Below are 17,811 nucleotides of genomic sequence, written 5' to 3' on the forward strand. Positions count from 1 at the left end.
ACGACCGGCCTCCGGCCTGCCCGCCCCACCTGCACGACCGGCCTCCGGCCTGCCCGGGACCCCGGCCGTGGTGACGTGCAGATATTCTCTACGTCACCACGGCCGTCTCGTCAGGAGTACCCCATCACCAATTTTGCGGACACGACGTTCACGGATCCCACCAGGATCCGTAACTTCTGCATCATCGCCCACATCGACCATGGCAAGTCGACGCTGGCCGACCGCATGCTGCAGCTCACCGGTGTCATCGACGACCGGTCGATGCGCGCGCAGTACCTCGATCGCATGGACATCGAGCGTGAGCGAGGCATCACCATCAAGGCGCAGAACGTCCGCCTGCCGTGGAAGGTGGGGGACACCGAGCACGTCCTGCACCTGATCGACACCCCCGGGCACGTCGACTTCACCTACGAGGTGTCGCGTGCACTCGAGGCGTGCGAGGGTGCCGTGCTCCTCGTCGACGCTGCACAGGGCATCGAGGCGCAGACGCTCGCCAACCTCTACCTGGCACTCGAGAAGGATCTGACGATCATTCCGGTGCTGAACAAGATCGACCTGCCTGCGGCCGACCCCGACCGCTACGCCGCGGAGATCGCCCACATCGTCGGCTGCGAGGCGGACGACGTGCTGCGCGTCTCGGGCAAGACCGGCATGGGCGTCGAGGCATTGCTCGACGAGGTGGTCCGTCTGGTGCCGGCGCCCGTCGGCGACGCCGACGGCCCCGCACGCGCCATGATCTTCGACTCCGTCTACGACGCGTACCGCGGCGTGGTGACGTACGTGCGTGTGGTGGACGGCAAGATCCTGCCGCGCGAGAAGGTCACCATGATGTCGACCGGTTCGACGCACGAGCTCGTCGAGGTGGGCATCGTCTCGCCGGACCCCAAGGCGACGAAGGGCCTCGGCGTCGGTGAGGTGGGCTATCTCATCACCGGCGTCAAGGACGTGCGTCAGTCGAAGGTGGGAGACACCGTCACCAGCGCCCGCAACGGCGCGACCGAAGCGCTCACCGGATACCGCGAGCCACGGCCGATGGTCTACTCGGGTCTCTACCCGGTGGACGGGTCCGATTACCCCGATCTGCGCGACGCCCTCGAGAAGTTGCAGCTCAACGACGCCGCCCTCACCTACGAACCGGAGACGTCCGTCGCTCTCGGGTTCGGGTTCCGCTGCGGATTCCTCGGTCTGCTGCACATGGAGATCACCCGCGAGCGCCTCGAGCGCGAGTTCGGGCTCGACCTGATCTCGACCTCGCCCAACGTCGTGTACCGGGTGGAGATGAACGACGGCGCCGAGCACATCGTCACCAACCCGTCGTACTGGCCGGAAGGCAAGGCGCGCGCGGTGTTCGAGCCGATGGTCAAGTGCACCATCATCTCGCCGAGCGAGTTCATCGGGTCCATCATGGAGCTGTGCCAGAGCCGCCGCGGTGAGCTCGGCGGCATGGACTACCTGTCGGAGACCCGCGTCGAGCTGCGCTACACCATCCCGATGGCCGAGATCATCTTCGACTTCTTCGACATCCTCAAGTCACGCACCCGCGGCTACGCGAGCCTCGACTACGAGGAGATCGGCGAGGAGTCGGCCAACCTGGTGAAGGTGGACATCCTGCTGCAGGGAGAGGCCGTCGACGCGTTCTCGGCCATCGTGCACGCCGACGCGGCCGGTGCCTACGGCAACAAGATGACCACCCGACTCAAAAACCTGATCCCGCGCCAGCAGTACGAGATCCCGATCCAGGCGGCGATCGGGTCGAAGATCATCGCGCGCGAGAACATCCGTGCGATCCGCAAGGATGTCCTGGCGAAGTGCTACGGCGGTGACATCAGCCGTAAGCGCAAACTGCTCGAGAAGCAGAAGGCCGGCAAGAAGCGGATGAAGACCATCGGTCGTGTCGACGTGCCACAGGAGGCGTTCGTCGCCGCCCTGTCCACCGACGCGTCCGCGGACAAGAAGAAGTAGGTCCGCGGTCGCTCCCGCGGGGACACCCATGACCAGGACCCCGCCGGCCGGCACCGGGTCCGCCGCCGACGACGATCCGCCGTCGCTGGCCGACGCGGACCTGCTCCGTACTCCGCCGGCGACGCCGCGCGGAGTGCGCACGCGCGCTGCGCTCGTCGCGGCGGCGCGGGTGGTGTTCGAGCGTGCCGGGTACCTCGACGCCCGTCTGGTGGACATCACCGCCGAGGCTCGCTGCTCGTCCGGCACGTTCTACACCTACTTCGCGAGCAAGGAAGAGATCTTCGCGGCGGTGCTCGAGGTGTCGCAGGACGACATGATGCACCCCGGTACCGAACACGTGCCGGACGACGGTGATCCGGTCGCCGTCATCGAGGCGAGCACGCGCGCGTACTTCGAGGCGTACGAACGCAACGCGAAGCTGATGGAACTGCTCGAACAGGTGGCGGCCATCGACATCCGGTTCCGGCGGCTCCGACGCAACCGTGCCGACGCGTTCGTCCGTCGCAACGCGCGCAGCATCGCCGGTCTCCAGCGACGAGGCCTGGCCGACAGCGGCGTGGATCCCGTCGTCGCATCACTCGCGTTGTCGGGCATGATCTCCCGGCTGGCGTTCACCCATTTCGTGGTGGAGCCGTCCCTCGGCGAGCCGCCGACGTGGTCGTCGGATCAGCTGGTGCACGCGGCGACACGCCTGTGGGTCAACGCCCTCCGACTCGACTGACCGTCACGAGTGCGCATGGCCGTGGGCGGGCTGGAACTGCCCGGCCTGCGCTGCCTCCTCCGCCCGGATGACGTGCACCACGGCATTGATCAGCGCGAGGTGGGTGAACGCCTGCGGGAAGTTGCCCAGGTGCCGGCCCGTCTTCGCGTCGATCTCCTCCGCGTAGAGCTTCAGCGGGCTCGCGAACCCGAGCAGCCGTTCGCACAGTCGCTTCGCGCGGTGAAGTTCGCCGATCTCGACCAGTGCGGACACCAACCAGAACGAGCAGATGGTGAAGGTGCCCTCCTCGCCGGAGAGCCCGTCGTCCGTGGTGTCGACGCGGTAGCGCAGTACCAGGCCGTCCTCGGTGAGCTCGTCGGCGATGGCGAGCACCGTCGCCCGGACGCGCTCGTCGTCCGACGGCAGGAACCGCAGGAGCGGCACCAGCAGCAACGAGGCGTCGAGTGAGTCGTCGCCGTATCGCTGGGTGAAGACTCCGCGCGAGTCGACGCCGTGCTCGAGAACGTCGGCCTTGATCTCGTCGGCGATGCTCGACCATTCCTCGGCGTACGCCTTCTCGCCGTGCAGCACAGCAAGTTTCGCTCCGCGGTCGAGCGCCACCCAGCACATCACCTTGGACGACGTGAAGTGCTGCGGTTCCCCACGTACCTCCCAGATGCCCCGGTCGGGCTCGCGCCAGTGCTCGATCGCTTCCTCCACCTGACGCTTCAGCAAGGGCCACAGCGACTCCGGAACATTCTCCCGCGAGCGCACGTGCAGGTAGACGGAATCGAGCATCGTGCCCCAGATGTCGTGCTGCACCTGGTTGTAGGCACCGTTACCGATGCGCACAGGGACGGCTCCGTCGTACCCGGACAGGTGTCCGAGCTCCTCCTCCTCGAGCGTGCGTTCGCCGCCGATGCCGTACATCACCTGCAGCGGAACGGGTTCGCCGTCCGGGCCCGACGTCACGTCGGAGATGAAGGCGAAGAAGTCGTTGGCCTCGCGATCGAGGCCGAGCGTGTACAGACCCCACAGGGCGAAGGTGGAGTCGCGTACCCAGGCGTACCGGTAGTCCCAGTTCCGCTCTCCGCCCGGCGTCTCCGGCAACGACGTGGTGCTCGCGGCGAGCAGCGCGCCGGTCGGTGCGTACGTGAGACCCTTGAGGGTGAGCGCGCTGCGCTGCAGGAACCCGCGCCACGGATGGTCGGGAAAGCGGCCGATGGTGATCCACTGGCGCCAGCACTCCGCCGTCTGCCACATCTTCTCGGCTGACTCCTCGAAGGTGCGGGGAGGATCGAGCGTCGACCACGACAGCGCGACGAAGACGTTGTCGCCCTCCGTCATCCGAGTCCGGGCGCGGGCCTCTCGCCCCTCGAGGCCGATGCGCAGATTGGTGGTCAACTTGAGGGTGGGTTCGGTGCCGTCGCCCGCCGTGGCGGTGGCCGTCGCCTCCTCGTAGACGTTGCCGGTGTACTCCCACACGGCAGGCTTGCGGTGGTAGTCGAACGCGGGCTCACAACTCATCTCGAGCTCGACCGTTCCACTGACGCACTTCACGCTGCGGATGAGGCAGTGCTCGGCGTCCCAGTCGGACGGGGCCCGGCGGTGCGTGCGGGAGCGCTCGTCCGTGTTGTGCCACTTGCCCATCACCAGAGCGTCGCGGACCACCAACCATCCGGTCTCGGTCTGCCACGTGGTCTCGACGATCAGACCGCCCGGGAGATAGCGCCGCGCCGCGGGCACGTTCTGACCGTAGGGGCCGATGCGGAACTGCCCGGCACCGCGATCGAGCACCGCTCCGAAGATGCTGGGGGAGTCCGGTCGCGGAATGCACATCCACTCCACCGCACCGTTGCGAGCGATCAGACACGTGGTCTCGCAGTCCGACAGGAAGGCGTAGTCGTCGATCGGCGGAAACGTCGTGCGATGCGGCAGCCAGGTCTGGGCCGTGCCGGGAACGGTGTCGAGCGCGCCGCCCTCCTCGGCCGGCTCGGCCGCGCCGGGGCCGAAGACGGCTTCCCCCGCGCTGGCGACGCGGGGGACCACGGACTGTTCGTCGAACGGGCTCATCCGCCCATCATGAAGCCGTCCGGCGCCCCAGTCCACCGCGGAGAGCGAGGGACTACTGTCGTGAGGTGTGAACGCAGTGGCCACGTGGTGGGACGGAGTCGAACTCTGGATCGCCGGGTTGCCGTTCGTGCCCCAGGTCGCCGTCGTCCTGCTGGTGGTCGTGCCGGCAGCGGCACTCACCGCGTACGTCGTCGACATCGTGTTGTCTGCGCTCTTCGATGCCAGGCGGCGCTACTTCCGCCGGACGCCCGCCGACCGGGATCCCGCAGCCGTGACCACCGGCAACTCCGACCCCCGAGAGAAGTGACACCGTGCCCCGCTCCCGTGTGACCCTGGCCCTCATCGCGCTGATCGTGCTGGTGATCGTCGCGTGGCTGTTGACTCGGTAGCAGGCTCTCTCCGACTTTCTGCTAAATTCTCGGCTGTGTCCGACGCAGCCCCGCACCCGATCCGCCATGAACTGGCGCTGATCGCTGTCGGCATGCTCGCGGTCGCTGACGTCGACTGTCGCTGACCCCACACGGCGCGCCCTCACCGATTCCGGCGCGTTCCGCTCGTCAGTTCCGTCCATCACCGCTGTTCATGTCCGTGCCGCCGCGCCCTTGCGTGTGCCGCACTCCTCGAGAGGTCCACCGTGTTCCCATCACGTCGTGTCCGCCTGCTGTCCGCCGCCGCCGTCGCGGCCGCCCTCACCCTGACCGCGTGCTCCACCGGGTCCTCCGACACCGTCGGTGAGTCCGCCGCGTCCACGTCCGGTCCGTCGCTCACCCTCGTCGGGTACGCCGTGCCCAAGAACGGGTGGGATGCCATCGGCGCCGCGTTCACCTCCACCGAGAACGGTGACAACGTCACCATCAACGCCGACTACGGCGCCTCGGGCAACCAGTCGCGCAAGGTCGCCGACGGCGCACCTGCCGACATCGTCAACTTCTCGGTCGAGCCCGACGTCACCCGACTGGTGAAGGCCGGCAAGGTCGACGAGGCCTGGAACCAGAACGCCTACGGTGGCGTGCCGTTCGGCTCCGTGGTGTCCATCGTGACGCGACCGGGCAACCCGAAGAACATTCGCACGTGGGAGGACCTGATCCGCCCCGACGTGCAGGTCATCAGCCCCAGCCCGCTCAGCTCCGGCTCGGCGAAGTGGAACTTGTTGGCGCCCTACGCCTCCGTGAGCAACGGCGGCCAGGATCGCCAGGCCGGCCTGGACTACGTCACCGAACTGGTGAAGCACTTCCCGGTGCAGCCCGACTCCGGCCGCTCCGCGTCCGAGGCGTTCCTCCAGGGCCAGGGCGACGTCCTGCTCAGCTACGAGAACGAGGCGCTGTTGCTCGAGGGGCAGGGTCAGCCGGTGGAGCACATCGTTCCGGACCAGACCTTCCGCATCGACAACCCCGTCGCGGTCGTCAACTCCAGCGCGAATCTCGAGCAGGCCAACGCGTTGAACGACTACCTCTACACCGCGGACGGCCAGAAGATTTGGGCCGACAGCGGTTTCCGTCCCGTCGACCCCGCAGTCGCCGCCGACTACACCGATAAGTTCCCGACGCCGCAGAAGCTGTACACCATCGACGATCTCGGTGGCTGGGCTGCGGTGGACAGTGACCTGTTCGGCGAGAACGGTGCCATCAACGCGATCTACAAGGCATCGAGCTGACCATGACGACAGAGGTCGCCGGTCGGCGAAAGTTCCTCTCTCGCCGGCCGACCTCCGGCCTTCCCGCCTCTCGCCGGCCGGCCTCCCATCTTCCCGGGGGATCGCTCACGCTCGGCACCGTCGTCCTGTGGCTCTCGATCATCGTCCTGCTGCCCCTGGCAGCCGTGCTGAGTCGCTCCCTGTCCGACGGACCCGCCGAGTTCTGGGACGCGGTCACCGATCCGCGGGCGCTGGCCACCCTGCGCGTGACGGTGCAGGTCTCGGTGGTGGCGGCGCTGATCAACGTGGTGATGGGCACTGTCATCGCCTGGGTGTTGGTGCGCGACGACTTCCCGGGCAAGTCCGTCGTCAACGCGCTGATCGACCTGCCGTTCGCCCTGCCCACCATCGTCGCGAGCCTGGTGCTCCTGTCGCTGTACGGGCCGATGAGTCCGGTGGGCATCACGTTGAACGCCACCAAGGCCGGTGTCGTGCTCGCCCTCGCCTTCGTCACGCTGCCGTTCGTCGTCCGCGCGGTGCAGCCGGTCCTCATCGAGCTCGACCAGGAAGTGGAGGAAGCGGCCGCCTCTCTCGGTGCGAGCAATCTGGTGATCTTCCGGCGGGTCGTGCTGCCGGTGCTGCTGCCGTCGATCCTCTCGGGTGCCGGACTGGCCTTCTCGCGGGCACTCGGCGAGTTCGGATCCGTCGTCCTCATCGGTGGCAACATTCCCGGCGAGACGCAGATCGCGTCGCAGCTCATCCGCGAGCAGATCGAGACCGATCAGCCCGTCGACGCGGCCGCAATCTCGGTGGTGCTGTTGCTCATCGCCTTCGTGGTGCTGTTCGTGCTGCGCATCTCCGGTAGCCGCCTCGCCCGGCGGGAGGAGCAGAAGTGAAGCTGTCCACCGGAACTCGACTGAGCCTCCGTACGGTCGCGCTGCTCTATCTGGCCGTGCTGGTGGTGTTCCCGCTGGGCGCGATCCTGTACCGCACGTTCGAGAACGGCATCGTCTCGTTCTTCCAGCTCATCACCACACCGGCCGCACAGTCGGCGTTGCAGTTGTCGCTGATCATCGTCGCGATCGTCGTGCCGCTGAACGTGGTGTTCGGCGTCGTCACGGCCCTGGCTCTCGCGCGCGGCAACTTCCGTGGCAAGGGTCTCGTGCAGGCGGTCGTCGATCTCCCGTTCGCGGTGTCCCCGGTCATCGTGGGTGTCGCGCTCATCCTGCTGTGGGGTGCCGGCGGCTGGTTCGGCTTCCTCGCCGAGTGGGGCATCACGATCATCTTCGCGCTGCCCGGCATGGTACTCGCCACCATCTTCGTCACGCTGCCGTTCGTGGTGCGCGAGGTGGAACCGGTGCTGCACGAGATCGGACAGGAACAGGAGGAGGCCGCGGCCACGCTGGGCGCGACGTCGTGGCAGACCTTCTGGCGCATCACACTTCCCGCCATCCGCTGGGGGCTGACGTACGGCGTCGTCCTGACGGTCGCCCGCGCGCTCGGCGAGTTCGGTGCCGTCATCATCGTCTCCACCAACCTGCCGGGCATCTCGCAGACGCTGACGCTGCTGGTGAACGCCAGGTACGAGGACTTCAACCAACCGGGCGCGTACGCCGCGTCGACCCTTCTCATGGTCGTCGCCGTCATCGTGTTGTTGCTGATGACGGTTCTGGACCGCAAGCGAACCAAGGAATGAGCACCGTGACGACGACGACCACGACGACAGAGAAGCGCACGGGCGGCATCGAGATCTCCGTCCGGGGAGCGCGGAAGAACTACGGCGACTTCGCGGCTCTCGACGACGTGTCCCTCGACATCCCGTCCGGATCGTTGACGGCGCTGCTGGGGCCCAGCGGGTCGGGAAAGTCGACACTGTTGCGGTCGATCGCCGGACTCGAGGAGCTGGACTCCGGCGTGGTGGTCATCGCCGGCGACGACGTCACGACCGTCAGTCCGCAGAAGCGCGACATCGGATTCGTCTTCCAGCACTACGCCGCGTTCAAGCACCTCACCGTGCGCAAGAACGTCGCCTTCGGGCTCGAGATCCGCAAGCGGCCCAAGGCCGAGATCGACGAGCGCGTCGATCAGCTGCTCGACATCGTCGGCCTCTCGGGTTTCCAGACGCGCTTCCCGGCGCAACTGTCCGGTGGCCAGCGTCAGCGCATGGCCCTGGCCCGCGCGCTCGCCGTGGACCCGCGGGTGCTGCTGCTCGACGAGCCGTTCGGTGCCCTGGACGCCAAGGTGCGGGCCGATCTCCGCACGTGGCTCCGTCGACTGCACGACGAGGTGCACGTCACCACGGTGCTCGTCACGCACGATCAGCAGGAGGCGCTGGACGTCGCCGACCGGATCGCGGTCATGAACAAGGGCCGGATCGAGCAGGTGGGCGCTCCTCGCGATCTCTACGACACCCCGGCGAACGATTTCGTCATGTCCTTCCTCGGCGAGGTGTCGCGGCTCAACGGCCAGCTGGTCCGTCCGCACGACATCCGGGTCGGCCGCACACCGGATCTCGCGAACGCGCAGCAGACCGGCACGGCCGAGAACGCGGGGGTGTTGCGGGCGACCGTCGAGCGTGTCGTGCACCTGGGCTTCGAGGTGCGGGTGGAGCTGCGCAACGGCGCCACCAACGAGCTGTTCTTCGCGCAGATCACCCGCGGCGACAACGAGGCGCTGGGGCTGCAGAGCGGGGAGACCGTGTACGTGCGTGCCACGCGCGTGCCGGTGATCCCCGGCTGACTCACGCGCGGTCGACGCACCCCGACCGGACACACACGGTCGGGCCACGGAACGCCGGATCACCGCATCGCGTGACCATCGCCAGCACGTCGCCGGCGTGGATGTCCGACGGCAGGTCGAGCGCGGGGCACACGCAGCGCCCCGACCGGGTGCAGAGGCAACACGGAACCGGTCGGCACACCGGATGGCGCGAGGCGACGCGGACGGACACCGGGGCGACACCCGAGTCGGCACCGGTCGTGACGACGCGGAGGAGCCCTCGGTACACGTCCACCGACCGGACCCGGGTCACCGTCACCACCGCGGTGTCCGCTCGGACGGCCACGGCGTCGCCGTACTCGTCGCACAGATCGTCGAGGAACGTCTCGGCGCGCCCGTCGCTTCGGACACACAGCCTGCCCCCGTGGGTGTGAATCTCCCCGGGCCACAGCGCACGAGCATCGTCCGGAGACGACAGCGACGGCAGTAGTTCACGCAAGGTCATGACTCGACCCTGGATGCTCCACTGCCGTCGTCGGCGGTTCCTGACGTCGTCTCGACGCGGGGGCGTCTCTTCCTTACGCGTTCGATGCGCGCAGCACGGCTGCCGCGACCTCGGCCGGCGTCGCGGTGTCGTCGGCATCGACGTGGTGATCGGTGACCGGGATCCCGGCCGCAGCGATCTCGACTCGCGCGGCAGCGAGATCCTCGCCGTCCGCCGACGAGATGGGCACGATCGCGACCACTCCGGCATCCGCGAACAACCGGGCCAACCGGGCGAGTTGCACCGTCGCGGCGCGGGTTCCGGCTGCGGCGTCGATGTCGAGGACTCCGCGGACGTTGTCACCGCCGACGATGTAGGCGGTGCGACCGGAGGCGGTCAGTGCGTCCTCGAGCGCGACGGCGACGGCGGCCTTGTGCGAGGACGGGTGGCCGGTGAGCCAGATCGTCGCACCGTGCTGACCGGTACGGCGGACACGCTCGTCGCGGGTGATCGACGACGGAACCCAGGACGGGGTGTCCGAGCGGTCGAGCACCGCGCGGGACCCCTCGATGATGCCCGCGGCCACGGTGTCGTTCGTGTGCTCGTCCAGCAGGATGAACGCACCGGAGTCGCGGTTGTCCGCGTAGTCGTCGGTCACGATCACCGCACTGGTCCGCAGCGTCACCCGTGCGATGTCGTTGAGCGACAGGTTCTCCGAGCCGGGATGCTCGTCGAGCGTCTCCGGATCGAGTCGCGAGTGGATGCGCTGCACCGTCGCGCGCACCGTGGTGGTGGTGTGCTTGATCGCCAGTCGGTCGCCGACACCGAGAGGTGCCTCCGCCAGCCAGCACACGGTGGCATCGAATTCCCGTGCGAGCGTGGGCAGGTGGGCGTCGGGCTCGCCACTGACCAGGACGTCGCCGCGGGCCACGTCGATGTCGTCGGCCAGTTCGACGGAGACGCTGAGCGGAGCCACGGCGACGTCGCGGGCGTCGTCCAGCGTGTCGAGCGCCGTGACCACACTGCGCGATCCGGACGGCAGCGCGACGATCGAGTCGCCGATCTGCACGGTGCCGGCGGACAGCCGGCCGGTGTACCGACGGCGTTCGCCGTCGGTGGGGCGAGAGACCCACTGCACGGGCAACCGCAGCTCCGTGGCGACCGGTGCGGGAGCGACCAGGTCGATGCTCTCGAGGTGATCGAGCAGAGTGGGGCCCGTGTACCAGGGCATGGTCGAGGACGGCCGAACGACGTTGTCGCCCAGCTTCGCCGCGATCGGGATGACCAGAATCTCCGTGCCGAGGCGGGCACCGAGGTCGGCGAGCTCGCGCTCGACGCCACGGAAGCGGGACTCGTCGAAGTCGATGAGATCCATCTTGTTGACGGTCGCCACCAGGCGGTCGACACCCACGAGCGTCGCGATCCGGGCGTGACGACGCGTCTGCCGCAACACGCCGGCGCGGGCGTCCACGAGCAGGATGGCGACGTTCGCGTTGGAGGCTCCCGTGAACATGTTGCGCGTGTAGCGCTCGTGTCCCGGGGTGTCTGCGAGGACGTAGCTGCGACTCGGCGTGGAGAAGAAGCGGTAGGCGACATCGATGGTGATGCCCTGCTCGCGCTCGGCACGCAGACCGTCCGACAGGGCGGCGAGGTCGGCCACGCCCTCCTCGTCGGTCACGGCGTCGAGGTGATCGAGCGGAAGACTGTCCGTGTCGTGCAGCAGCCGCCCGATGAGGGTGGACTTGCCGTCGTCGACGGAGCCGGCTGTGGCGATGCGCAGCAGCTGACGCGGGGCGGTGGGGGCCGGGGACACCGGAACGTCCGACACCGGAAGCGGATTGGTGATGGTCATCAGAAGTACCCCTCGCGCTTGCGATCTTCCATCGCGGCTGTGGACGTGCGGTCGTCGGCGCGGGTCTCGCCGCGCTCGGACACGGTGGCCGCGGAGATCTCCGTGATCACCCCGGTGATGTCGGTGGCGTGCGAGCGCACGGCGCCGGTGATGGTGAGGTCGCCCACCGTGCGGTAGCGCACCATCTCGACGGCAGCGGTCTCGTGCTCGGTCGGGGAGGTGAACTCCGAGGTGGCGAGCAGGATGCCGTCGCGCTCGAACACCTCGCGCTCGTGGGCGAAGTAGATGGACGGCAGTTCGAGCTGCTCGAGCTCGATGTACCGCCAGATGTCCAGCTCGGTCCAGTTGCTCAGCGGGAACACGCGGACCTGCTCACCGCGCTTGATGCGGCCGTTGTACAGCGACCACGGCTCGGGGCGTTGGGCCCGCGGATCCCACTGGCCGAACTCGTCGCGGAAGCTCAGCACACGCTCCTTGGCGCGCGCACGCTCCTCGTCGCGCCGCGCACCACCGAAGGCGGCGTCGAACTTGTTCTCCTCCAACGCGTCCAGCAACGTCCGGGTCTGGAGACGGTTGCGTGAGCCGGAGGACCCGCCGACCTCGCGGACGCGACCGGAGTCGATCGACTCCTGGACGGACGCGACGACGAGGCGATGGCCGCCCTCCTCGAGTCGTCGGTCGCGGAACTCGATGACCTCGGGGAAGTTGTGTCCGGTGTCGACGTGCATCACCGGGAAGGGAACGGGGGAGGGGCGGAACGCCTTCTCCGCCAGGCGGAGCAGGACGATGGAGTCCTTGCCCGCCGAGAACAGCAGTACGGGTCGTTCGAGCTCGGCCACCACCTCGCGGATGATGTGCACGGACTCGGCCTCGAGTGCCCGGAGCTCGTCGACGTGGGTGACGTCCACGCTCGTGGCGGCTGTCATCGGGTTCCTTCCTCGGTCGAGTGCAGTCCGCACTCGGTCTTGGTGCTGCCGGCCCAGCGACCGCTGCGCGGGTCCGCTCCGGGAGCGGGCTTGGCCGTGCACGGTGCGCACCCGATCGACGGGTAGCCCTCGTCGACGAGCGGGTTCACGAGGATGCCGTGCTCGTCGATGTAGGACTGCATCTCGTCGTCGGACCACGCCGCGATCGGGTTGATCTTCACCAGGCCGAACGCCTCGTCGAAGGAGATCAGCGGCGAGTTGGCGCGCGTGGGTGCCTCGACGCGGCGGATGCCGGTGACCCAGGCGCTGTAGTTCGCCAGTTCACGCTTCAGCGGCACGACCTTGCGCAGTGCGCAGCAGCGTGCGGGATCGCGGGCGAAGAGATCCTTGCCCTCGAGCCTGTCCTGCTCGGCCACCGACACGGTCGTCTTCGCGTCGATGACGTTGACCCCGTAGACCGACTCGACGGCGTCACGAGTACCGATGGTCTCGGCGAAGTGGTAGCCGGTCTCCAGGAAGAGCACGTCGACACCCGGATGCACCTGCGCGGCCAGATGGACCAGCGCGCCGTCCTGCATGTTCGACGCGACGATGTAGTCGTCGCCGAAGGTGTCCTCGGTCCAGCGCATGAGCTCGTCCGCCGAGGCGCCGTCCATCTCCCGCGCACCCCGCTCGGCGATGGCGCGGAGCTCGGACTCGGTCAGGTGGCGATGGGTGGCGACGCTCATGAGACAACCTTTCGCGGGCGGACGGTCCAGGAGACAACGCGAGGGCGGGACACGCGATTCCCGTGCTCGCTCACTGCAGATCCGCGTCGTCGGCGCGTACGGCCCACTGCGCGAACCGCTCGCCCTCGTCGCGCTGCTTGACGAAGTTGCGGACGACCCGGTCGATGTAGTCGCCCAGCTCGGCGCTGGTGACCTTGTGCTGGCGCAACTTCCGGCCGAAGGCACTGTCGAAGCCGAGGCTTCCACCGAGATGGACCTGGAAGCCCTCCACCTGTCCGCCGTCACCGTCGTCCACCAGTTGACCCTTGAACCCGATGTCGGCGACCTGCGAACGAGCGCACGAGTTGGGGCAGCCGTTGATGTTCACGGTGATGGGGACGTCGAGCTGCGCGTTGACGTCGGCCAGCCGCTGCTCGAGTTCGGGGACGAGCACCTGCGAACGCTTGCGGGTCTCGGCGAAGGACAGCTTGCAGAACTCGATGCCGCTGCACGCCATCAGGTTCTTGCGCCAGATGGACGGCCGCGCCGGCAGACCCAGCGCGTCCATCTCGGCGATGAAGTCCTCGAGCTTCTCGTCGGAGATGTCCAGGACGATGAGCTTCTGGTACGGGGTGAACCGGATGCGATCCGACCCTGCCCGCGCGGCCGCGTCGGCGACCTTCGTCAGGATCGTGCCGGACACGCGGCCCGCGATGGGGGCGAGTCCGACGGCGTTGAGGCCGTTCTTCAGCTTCTGGACCCCGACGTGGTCGACGGGCCGGGTCGGCTTCTCGGGGGCGGGGCCGTCGAGAAGCGGCCGCTTCAGGTACTCGGTCTCGAGCACTTCCCGGAACTTCTCCACGCCCCAGTCCTTGACCAGGAACTTCAGCCGCGCCTTGTTGCGTAGACGCCGGTACCCGTAGTCACGGAAGATCGAGACGACGCCTTCCCACACGTCGGCGACCTCGTGCAGCGGCACCCAGACCCCGAGCCGCTGCGCGAGCATGGGATTGGTGGACAGACCGCCGCCGACCCAGACGTCGAGGCCGGGACCGTGCTCGGGATGGTTCACCCCGATGAAGGCGATGTCGTTGACCTCGTGGACCACGTCCTGCTGGCCGGAGATCGCGGTCTTGAACTTGCGGGGGAGGTTCGAGTACTCCGGCCGGCCGATGTAGCGCTCGACGATCTCGTCGATGGCGGGCGTGGGATCGAGGACCTCGTCGAGCGACTCGCCGGCGAGCGGGGAGCCCAGCACGACGCGCGGGCAGTCGCCGCACGCCTCGGTGGTCTTCAGACCGACCGACTCGATGCGGCGCCAGATCTCGGGGACGTTCTCCACCTCGATCCAGTGGTACTGCACGTTCTCCCGGTCGGACAGATCGGCGGTGTCGCGGCCGAACTCCTGCGAGATCTCACCCAGAGTGCGCAACTGCAACGCGCTGAGTGCACCGGCATCGCAGCGGATGCGCATCATGAAGTACTTCGCTTCGAGCAGGTCGATGTTCTCGTCGCCCGTGAAGGTGCCGTCGTAGCCCTGCTCGCGCTGGGTGTAGAGCCCCCACCAGCGGAAGCGTCCGCGCAGATCGGCCTTGTCGATGCTGTCGAAACCCTGCTTGGAGTAGATGTTCTCGATCCGCGCGCGGACGTTGAGTGGGTTGTCGTCCTTCTTGCTCTGTTCGTTCGCGTTGAGCGGTTCCCGGTAGCCGAGTGCCCACTGGCCCTCGGACCTCCGCTTGGCGGGACGGGTCGACCGTGCGCGCGGCGCAGCGGTGTCGGGGGTGTTCGTCATGGGCGCTCCAAGGTCGGGCGCCGAACAGGAAGGGGTGTCTCGGAGGGCTGGTCCGCACACCTCGTCCCTGACCGGCCGGGGGGTGTGCGGGCTGGCGGGAGGGTCAGACGAGCGGCCTCAGACAGCTGCAGACGCGTGCGAGATCGACGTGGCGCCGAGCCACGAGCATGATCTCCACGACTGTCATGAGCCCCATTCTGCCATGACGCGGGTGCCTCCCCCGACCAGGGCGTCGACGAGGAGGGAGGAGGACACTGGTCCGGTGATCCCCGTTCCACTCGCTCCTCCCGCTGTCGGTGTGCTCGCACCCGAGTCGTTCGTCGATCGTCCGGCCGCGCCGTTCGGCCTCTACCTCCATGTGCCGTTCTGCGCGACGCGCTGCGGTTACTGCGACTTCAACACCTACACCGCCGGGGAGCTCGGAACGTCGGCGTCACCGCAGTCCTGGCTCGACGGGGTGCGCCGTGAGCTCGACCTCGCCGCGGCGACGTTCGCGCGGGAGTCGGGCAGCGTGCCCAGCGTCGACACCGTGTTCGTGGGCGGCGGAACGCCGTCGCTGCTCGGTGCCGACGGCCTCGCCGATCTCCTCGGTGCCGCGCGCTCGTCCTTCACGTTCTCGGCCGATGCCGAGGTGACGACGGAGTCGAATCCCGAGTCGACGTCGCCGGCCTTCTTCGACGGAATCCGCGCGGCCGGCTACACACGTGTGTCGTTGGGCATGCAGTCGGCGGCACCGCACGTGCTCGCGATCCTCGACCGCACCCACACCCCGGGACGCGCCGGGGACGCGGCACGGGAAGCGGCGGCGGCCGGGTTCGACCACGTGAACCTCGACCTCATCTACGGAACGCCGGGAGAGAGTGACGACGACCTCGACGCGTCGTTGACGGCGGTGCTCGACGCCGGTGTCGACCACGTGTCCGCGTACGCGCTCATCGTCGAGGACGGGACGGCCCTGGCGAGACGGGTGCGCCGGGGCGAGCTCCCGGCTCCGGACGACGACGTGCTGGCGTCGCGCTACGAGCGGATCGACGCGCGTCTCGGCGCGGCCGGCTTCGGGTGGTACGAGGTGTCCAACTGGGCGCGGGGCGACGGTGCGGAGTGCCGGCACAACCTGGGGTACTGGGACGGCGGTGACTGGTGGGGCATCGGTCCCGGCGCACACAGCCATGTGAACGGGACGCGGTTCTGGAACGTCAAGCATCCGGCGCGATACGCGGAGACGCTGGCGAACGGGGCGCTGCCGATCGCGGACAGCGAATCTCTCACGAGCGACGAGCAACACATGGAACGTGTCATGTTGACCGCGCGGCTGCGGGCGGGAATGGCCGCTGGTGATCTGTCGACGGACGAGGTGGCCCGTGCGGACTCGATCGCGTCCGACGGACTGCTCGTCCGTCTGGGCGATCGGTACGTCCTCACCGACCGTGGGCGGTTGCTCGCCGACGGGGTCGTGCGCGACATTCTCGAGTGAGTGCCGCTCAGGCCCCGATCGCGTCGTAATCGAACACCCGCGCGTGCAGGACGACACGGTTTCGCAGCGCAGCCCGCACCGCCCGGTGCAGGCCGTCCTCGAGGTACACGACGCCGTGGTAATGCACGGCATGGGGAAACAGGTCCCCGTAGAACGTGCTGTCCTCGGACAGCAGACGGTCGAGTTCGAGCACCTTCGTGGTGGTCACGATCTCGTCGAGGCGCAACTGACGTGGCGGAATCTTGGACCAGTCGCGGAGCGACAGACCGTGCTCCGGATACGGCTTGCCGTCGCGCACTCCCTTGAAGATCACACCGGTCACAGTAGTGACTCGGGCGAGCGGAATGGGGCACCCGCGCGTCGCCGACTAGAATCGGCTGGTCCCGCACAGCCACCGGTCCCGAGCGTAGGAGGGTTGCGATGTCGAGTACGGAGGATCGACGTTTCGAGGTCCTGCGTGCCCTGGTCGCCGACTATGTCGCGACGCAGGAGCCCATCGGATCGAAAGCACTGGTCGATCGACACAATCTGGGAGTGTCCAGCGCTACCGTGCGCAACGACATGGCCGTGCTGGAGGCCGAGGGCTACATCACGCAGCCGCACACCAGCTCGGGTCGTATCCCCACAGACAAGGGCTACCGGCAGTTCGTCGACCGCATCGCCGACGTCAAGCCGCTCTCCGCGGCGGAGCGACGGGCGATCCTGCAGTTCCTCGACACCGGCGTCGACCTGGACGACGTGCTGCGGCGCGGTGTTCGCCTGCTCGCCCAGCTGACCCGTCAGGTCGCCGTCGTGCAGTACCCGACCCTGTCCGCGTCGTCGGTCCGCCATCTCGAGGTGGTGGCCCTGACGCCGGCGCGACTGTTGCTGGTGCTCATCACCGACTCCGGCCGCGTCGATCAGCGCATCGTCGAACTCGGCGACGTCATCGACGACGAGGACCTCTCGCGTCTGCGGTCGCTGCTCGGCGGCGCGCTGGAGGGCAAGCGTCTCGCCCTGGCGTCGGCCGCGGTGGCCGAACTCGCCGAGACGGCGCCCGAGGATCTGCGCGACGCCGTGGTGCGCTCGTCGACCGTGCTGGTCGAGACGCTCGTCGAACACCCGGAGGAGCGGCTCGTGCTCGGGGGGACCGCCAACCTGACGCGCAACGCCGCCGACTTCGCCGCGCTCAGTGGGTTCCCGGGGTCGCTGCGCTCCGTGCTCGAGGCGCTGGAGGAACAGGTCGTGGTGCTCAAGCTCATCGCGGCGACCCAGGACACCGGCCGAGTGACCGTCCGGATCGGCGAGGAGACCATGGCCCCGGAAATGCGGGGCACCTCGGTGGTCTCCACCGGCTACGGCTCGGCGGGCAACGTGCTGGGCGGTATGGGTGTGCTCGGCCCCACTCGCATGGATTACCCGGGAACGATCGCGTCGGTCGCGGCTGTTGCTCGATACATCGGAGAGGTGCTGGCCGAACGATGACGGCCGGTGCACTCACCTGCCCCACC

Annotated in this window: 17 protein-coding genes; 10 read left to right on the forward strand and 7 right to left on the reverse strand. The window is 68.2% G+C overall.

Going from position 1 to position 17,811, the window contains the following annotated elements; all coding sequences use genetic code 11:
• Positions 1-75 precede the first annotated feature (75 nt).
• Both lepA and HQ308_RS16565 read left to right on the forward strand, forming a co-directional pair.
• Positions 76-1,962 carry a translation elongation factor 4 gene (gene lepA, locus HQ308_RS16560; RefSeq protein WP_308115798.1) on the forward strand — a complete coding sequence of 629 codons (1,887 nt, stop codon included), beginning with the start codon at positions 76-78 and terminating at the stop codon, positions 1,960-1,962.
• 28 nt (positions 1,963-1,990) lie between these two features.
• Complete coding sequence (locus HQ308_RS16565) at positions 1,991-2,683, forward strand: TetR/AcrR family transcriptional regulator (protein WP_051613349.1); 693 nt, start codon at positions 1,991-1,993, stop codon at positions 2,681-2,683.
• Positions 2,684-2,686: 3 nt separating this feature from the next.
• Here the strand turns inward: HQ308_RS16565 and HQ308_RS16570 are convergent, their stop codons facing one another.
• A complete protein-coding gene (locus HQ308_RS16570; protein ID WP_222630386.1) occupies positions 2,687-4,735 on the reverse strand; it encodes a glycoside hydrolase family 15 protein in 2,049 nt (682 codons plus the stop codon).
• 67 nt (positions 4,736-4,802) lie between these two features.
• On the opposite strand from HQ308_RS16570, the gene HQ308_RS16575 reads away from it, so the two are divergent.
• From HQ308_RS16575 to HQ308_RS16595, 6 genes are all read left to right on the forward strand, one after another.
• A complete protein-coding gene (locus HQ308_RS16575) occupies positions 4,803-5,042 on the forward strand; it encodes a hypothetical protein (RefSeq protein ID WP_037185709.1) in 240 nt (79 codons plus the stop codon).
• A gap of 117 nt (positions 5,043-5,159) precedes the next feature.
• Entirely contained in the window at positions 5,160-5,249 is a 90-nt protein-coding gene (locus tag HQ308_RS23085) for an Ms4533A family Cys-rich leader peptide (protein WP_321163718.1), read from the forward strand.
• Positions 5,250-5,369: 120 nt separating this feature from the next.
• Entirely contained in the window at positions 5,370-6,389 is a 1,020-nt protein-coding gene (locus HQ308_RS16580; protein ID WP_222647219.1) for a sulfate ABC transporter substrate-binding protein, read from the forward strand.
• Positions 6,390-6,391: 2 nt separating this feature from the next.
• Entirely contained in the window at positions 6,392-7,264 is an 873-nt protein-coding gene (gene cysT, locus HQ308_RS16585; RefSeq protein ID WP_222647221.1) for a sulfate ABC transporter permease subunit CysT, read from the forward strand.
• Entirely contained in the window at positions 7,261-8,064 is an 804-nt protein-coding gene (gene cysW / locus HQ308_RS16590; protein ID WP_027505710.1) for a sulfate ABC transporter permease subunit CysW, read from the forward strand. Before cysT ends, cysW begins: the two co-directional genes overlap by 4 nt.
• Entirely contained in the window at positions 8,061-9,107 is a 1,047-nt protein-coding gene (locus HQ308_RS16595) for a sulfate/molybdate ABC transporter ATP-binding protein (protein ID WP_051613350.1), read from the forward strand. Before cysW ends, HQ308_RS16595 begins: the two co-directional genes overlap by 4 nt.
• Position 9,108: 1 nt before the next feature.
• Here HQ308_RS16595 and HQ308_RS16600 read toward each other — a convergent pair whose 3' ends face one another.
• From HQ308_RS16600 to HQ308_RS16620, 5 genes are all read right to left on the reverse strand, one after another.
• Positions 9,109-9,591 carry a hypothetical protein gene (locus tag HQ308_RS16600; protein WP_222647223.1) on the reverse strand — a complete coding sequence of 161 codons (483 nt, stop codon included), beginning with the start codon at positions 9,589-9,591 and terminating at the stop codon, positions 9,109-9,111.
• Positions 9,592-9,664: 73 nt separating this feature from the next.
• A complete protein-coding gene (locus tag HQ308_RS16605; RefSeq protein WP_222647225.1) occupies positions 9,665-11,422 on the reverse strand; it encodes a GTP-binding protein in 1,758 nt (585 codons plus the stop codon).
• The gene (gene cysD, locus HQ308_RS16610; protein ID WP_222647227.1) at positions 11,422-12,348 is read right to left on the reverse strand and encodes a sulfate adenylyltransferase subunit CysD; all 927 of its coding nucleotides are present in this window, start codon (positions 12,346-12,348) and stop codon (positions 11,422-11,424) included. The genes HQ308_RS16605 and cysD overlap by 1 nt, the downstream gene beginning before the upstream one ends.
• On the reverse strand, positions 12,345-13,076 hold the full coding sequence (locus HQ308_RS16615; protein WP_027505713.1) for a phosphoadenylyl-sulfate reductase: 732 nt from the start codon (positions 13,074-13,076) through the stop codon (positions 12,345-12,347). Before HQ308_RS16615 ends, cysD begins: the two co-directional genes overlap by 4 nt.
• 70 nt (positions 13,077-13,146) lie before the next feature.
• Positions 13,147-14,847, reverse strand: coding sequence for a nitrite/sulfite reductase (locus HQ308_RS16620; protein ID WP_056445789.1), 1,701 nt, complete (start codon positions 14,845-14,847; stop codon positions 13,147-13,149).
• A 202-nt stretch (positions 14,848-15,049) separates the two neighbouring features.
• Between HQ308_RS16620 and hemW the strand changes: the two genes are divergently transcribed.
• Positions 15,050-16,321: a radical SAM family heme chaperone HemW gene (gene hemW / locus HQ308_RS16625; protein ID WP_222647228.1), complete on the forward strand. Its 1,272-nt coding sequence runs from the start codon at positions 15,050-15,052 to the stop codon at positions 16,319-16,321.
• A gap of 7 nt (positions 16,322-16,328) precedes the next feature.
• Here the strand turns inward: hemW and HQ308_RS16630 are convergent, their stop codons facing one another.
• A complete protein-coding gene (locus tag HQ308_RS16630) occupies positions 16,329-16,634 on the reverse strand; it encodes a type II toxin-antitoxin system VapB family antitoxin (protein WP_027505715.1) in 306 nt (101 codons plus the stop codon).
• 107 nt (positions 16,635-16,741) lie between these two features.
• Between HQ308_RS16630 and hrcA the strand changes: the two genes are divergently transcribed.
• On the forward strand, positions 16,742-17,785 hold the full coding sequence (gene hrcA / locus HQ308_RS16635) for a heat-inducible transcriptional repressor HrcA (protein ID WP_027505716.1): 1,044 nt from the start codon (positions 16,742-16,744) through the stop codon (positions 17,783-17,785).
• Positions 17,786-17,811 lie beyond the last annotated feature (26 nt).

It is taken from the genome of Rhodococcus sp. BP-241, from assembly GCF_019836145.1.
GTDB lineage: Bacteria > Actinomycetota > Actinomycetes > Mycobacteriales > Mycobacteriaceae > Rhodococcoides.

Bases quoted from the DNA above. Each gene is read 5' to 3' on its own strand.
- cysD (WP_222647227.1), bottom strand. From the start codon at position 12,348: ATGACAGCCGCCACGAGCGTGGACGTCACCCACGTCGACGAGCTCCGG.
- HQ308_RS16570 (WP_222630386.1), bottom strand. From the start codon at position 4,735: ATGAGCCCGTTCGACGAACAGTCCGTGGTCCCCCGCGTCGCCAGCGCG.
- HQ308_RS16605 (WP_222647225.1), bottom strand. From the start codon at position 11,422: ATGACCATCACCAATCCGCTTCCGGTGTCGGACGTTCCGGTGTCCCCG.
- HQ308_RS16620 (WP_056445789.1), bottom strand. From the start codon at position 14,847: ATGACGAACACCCCCGACACCGCTGCGCCGCGCGCACGGTCGACCCGT.
- hemW (WP_222647228.1), top strand. From the start codon at position 15,050: ATGACGCGGGTGCCTCCCCCGACCAGGGCGTCGACGAGGAGGGAGGAG.
- HQ308_RS16600 (WP_222647223.1), bottom strand. From the start codon at position 9,591: ATGACCTTGCGTGAACTACTGCCGTCGCTGTCGTCTCCGGACGATGCT.
- HQ308_RS16565 (WP_051613349.1), top strand. From the start codon at position 1,991: ATGACCAGGACCCCGCCGGCCGGCACCGGGTCCGCCGCCGACGACGAT.
- HQ308_RS16595 (WP_051613350.1), top strand. From the start codon at position 8,061: ATGAGCACCGTGACGACGACGACCACGACGACAGAGAAGCGCACGGGC.
- cysT (WP_222647221.1), top strand. From the start codon at position 6,392: ATGACGACAGAGGTCGCCGGTCGGCGAAAGTTCCTCTCTCGCCGGCCG.
- HQ308_RS16615 (WP_027505713.1), bottom strand. From the start codon at position 13,076: ATGAGCGTCGCCACCCATCGCCACCTGACCGAGTCCGAGCTCCGCGCC.
- hrcA (WP_027505716.1), top strand. From the start codon at position 16,742: ATGTCGAGTACGGAGGATCGACGTTTCGAGGTCCTGCGTGCCCTGGTC.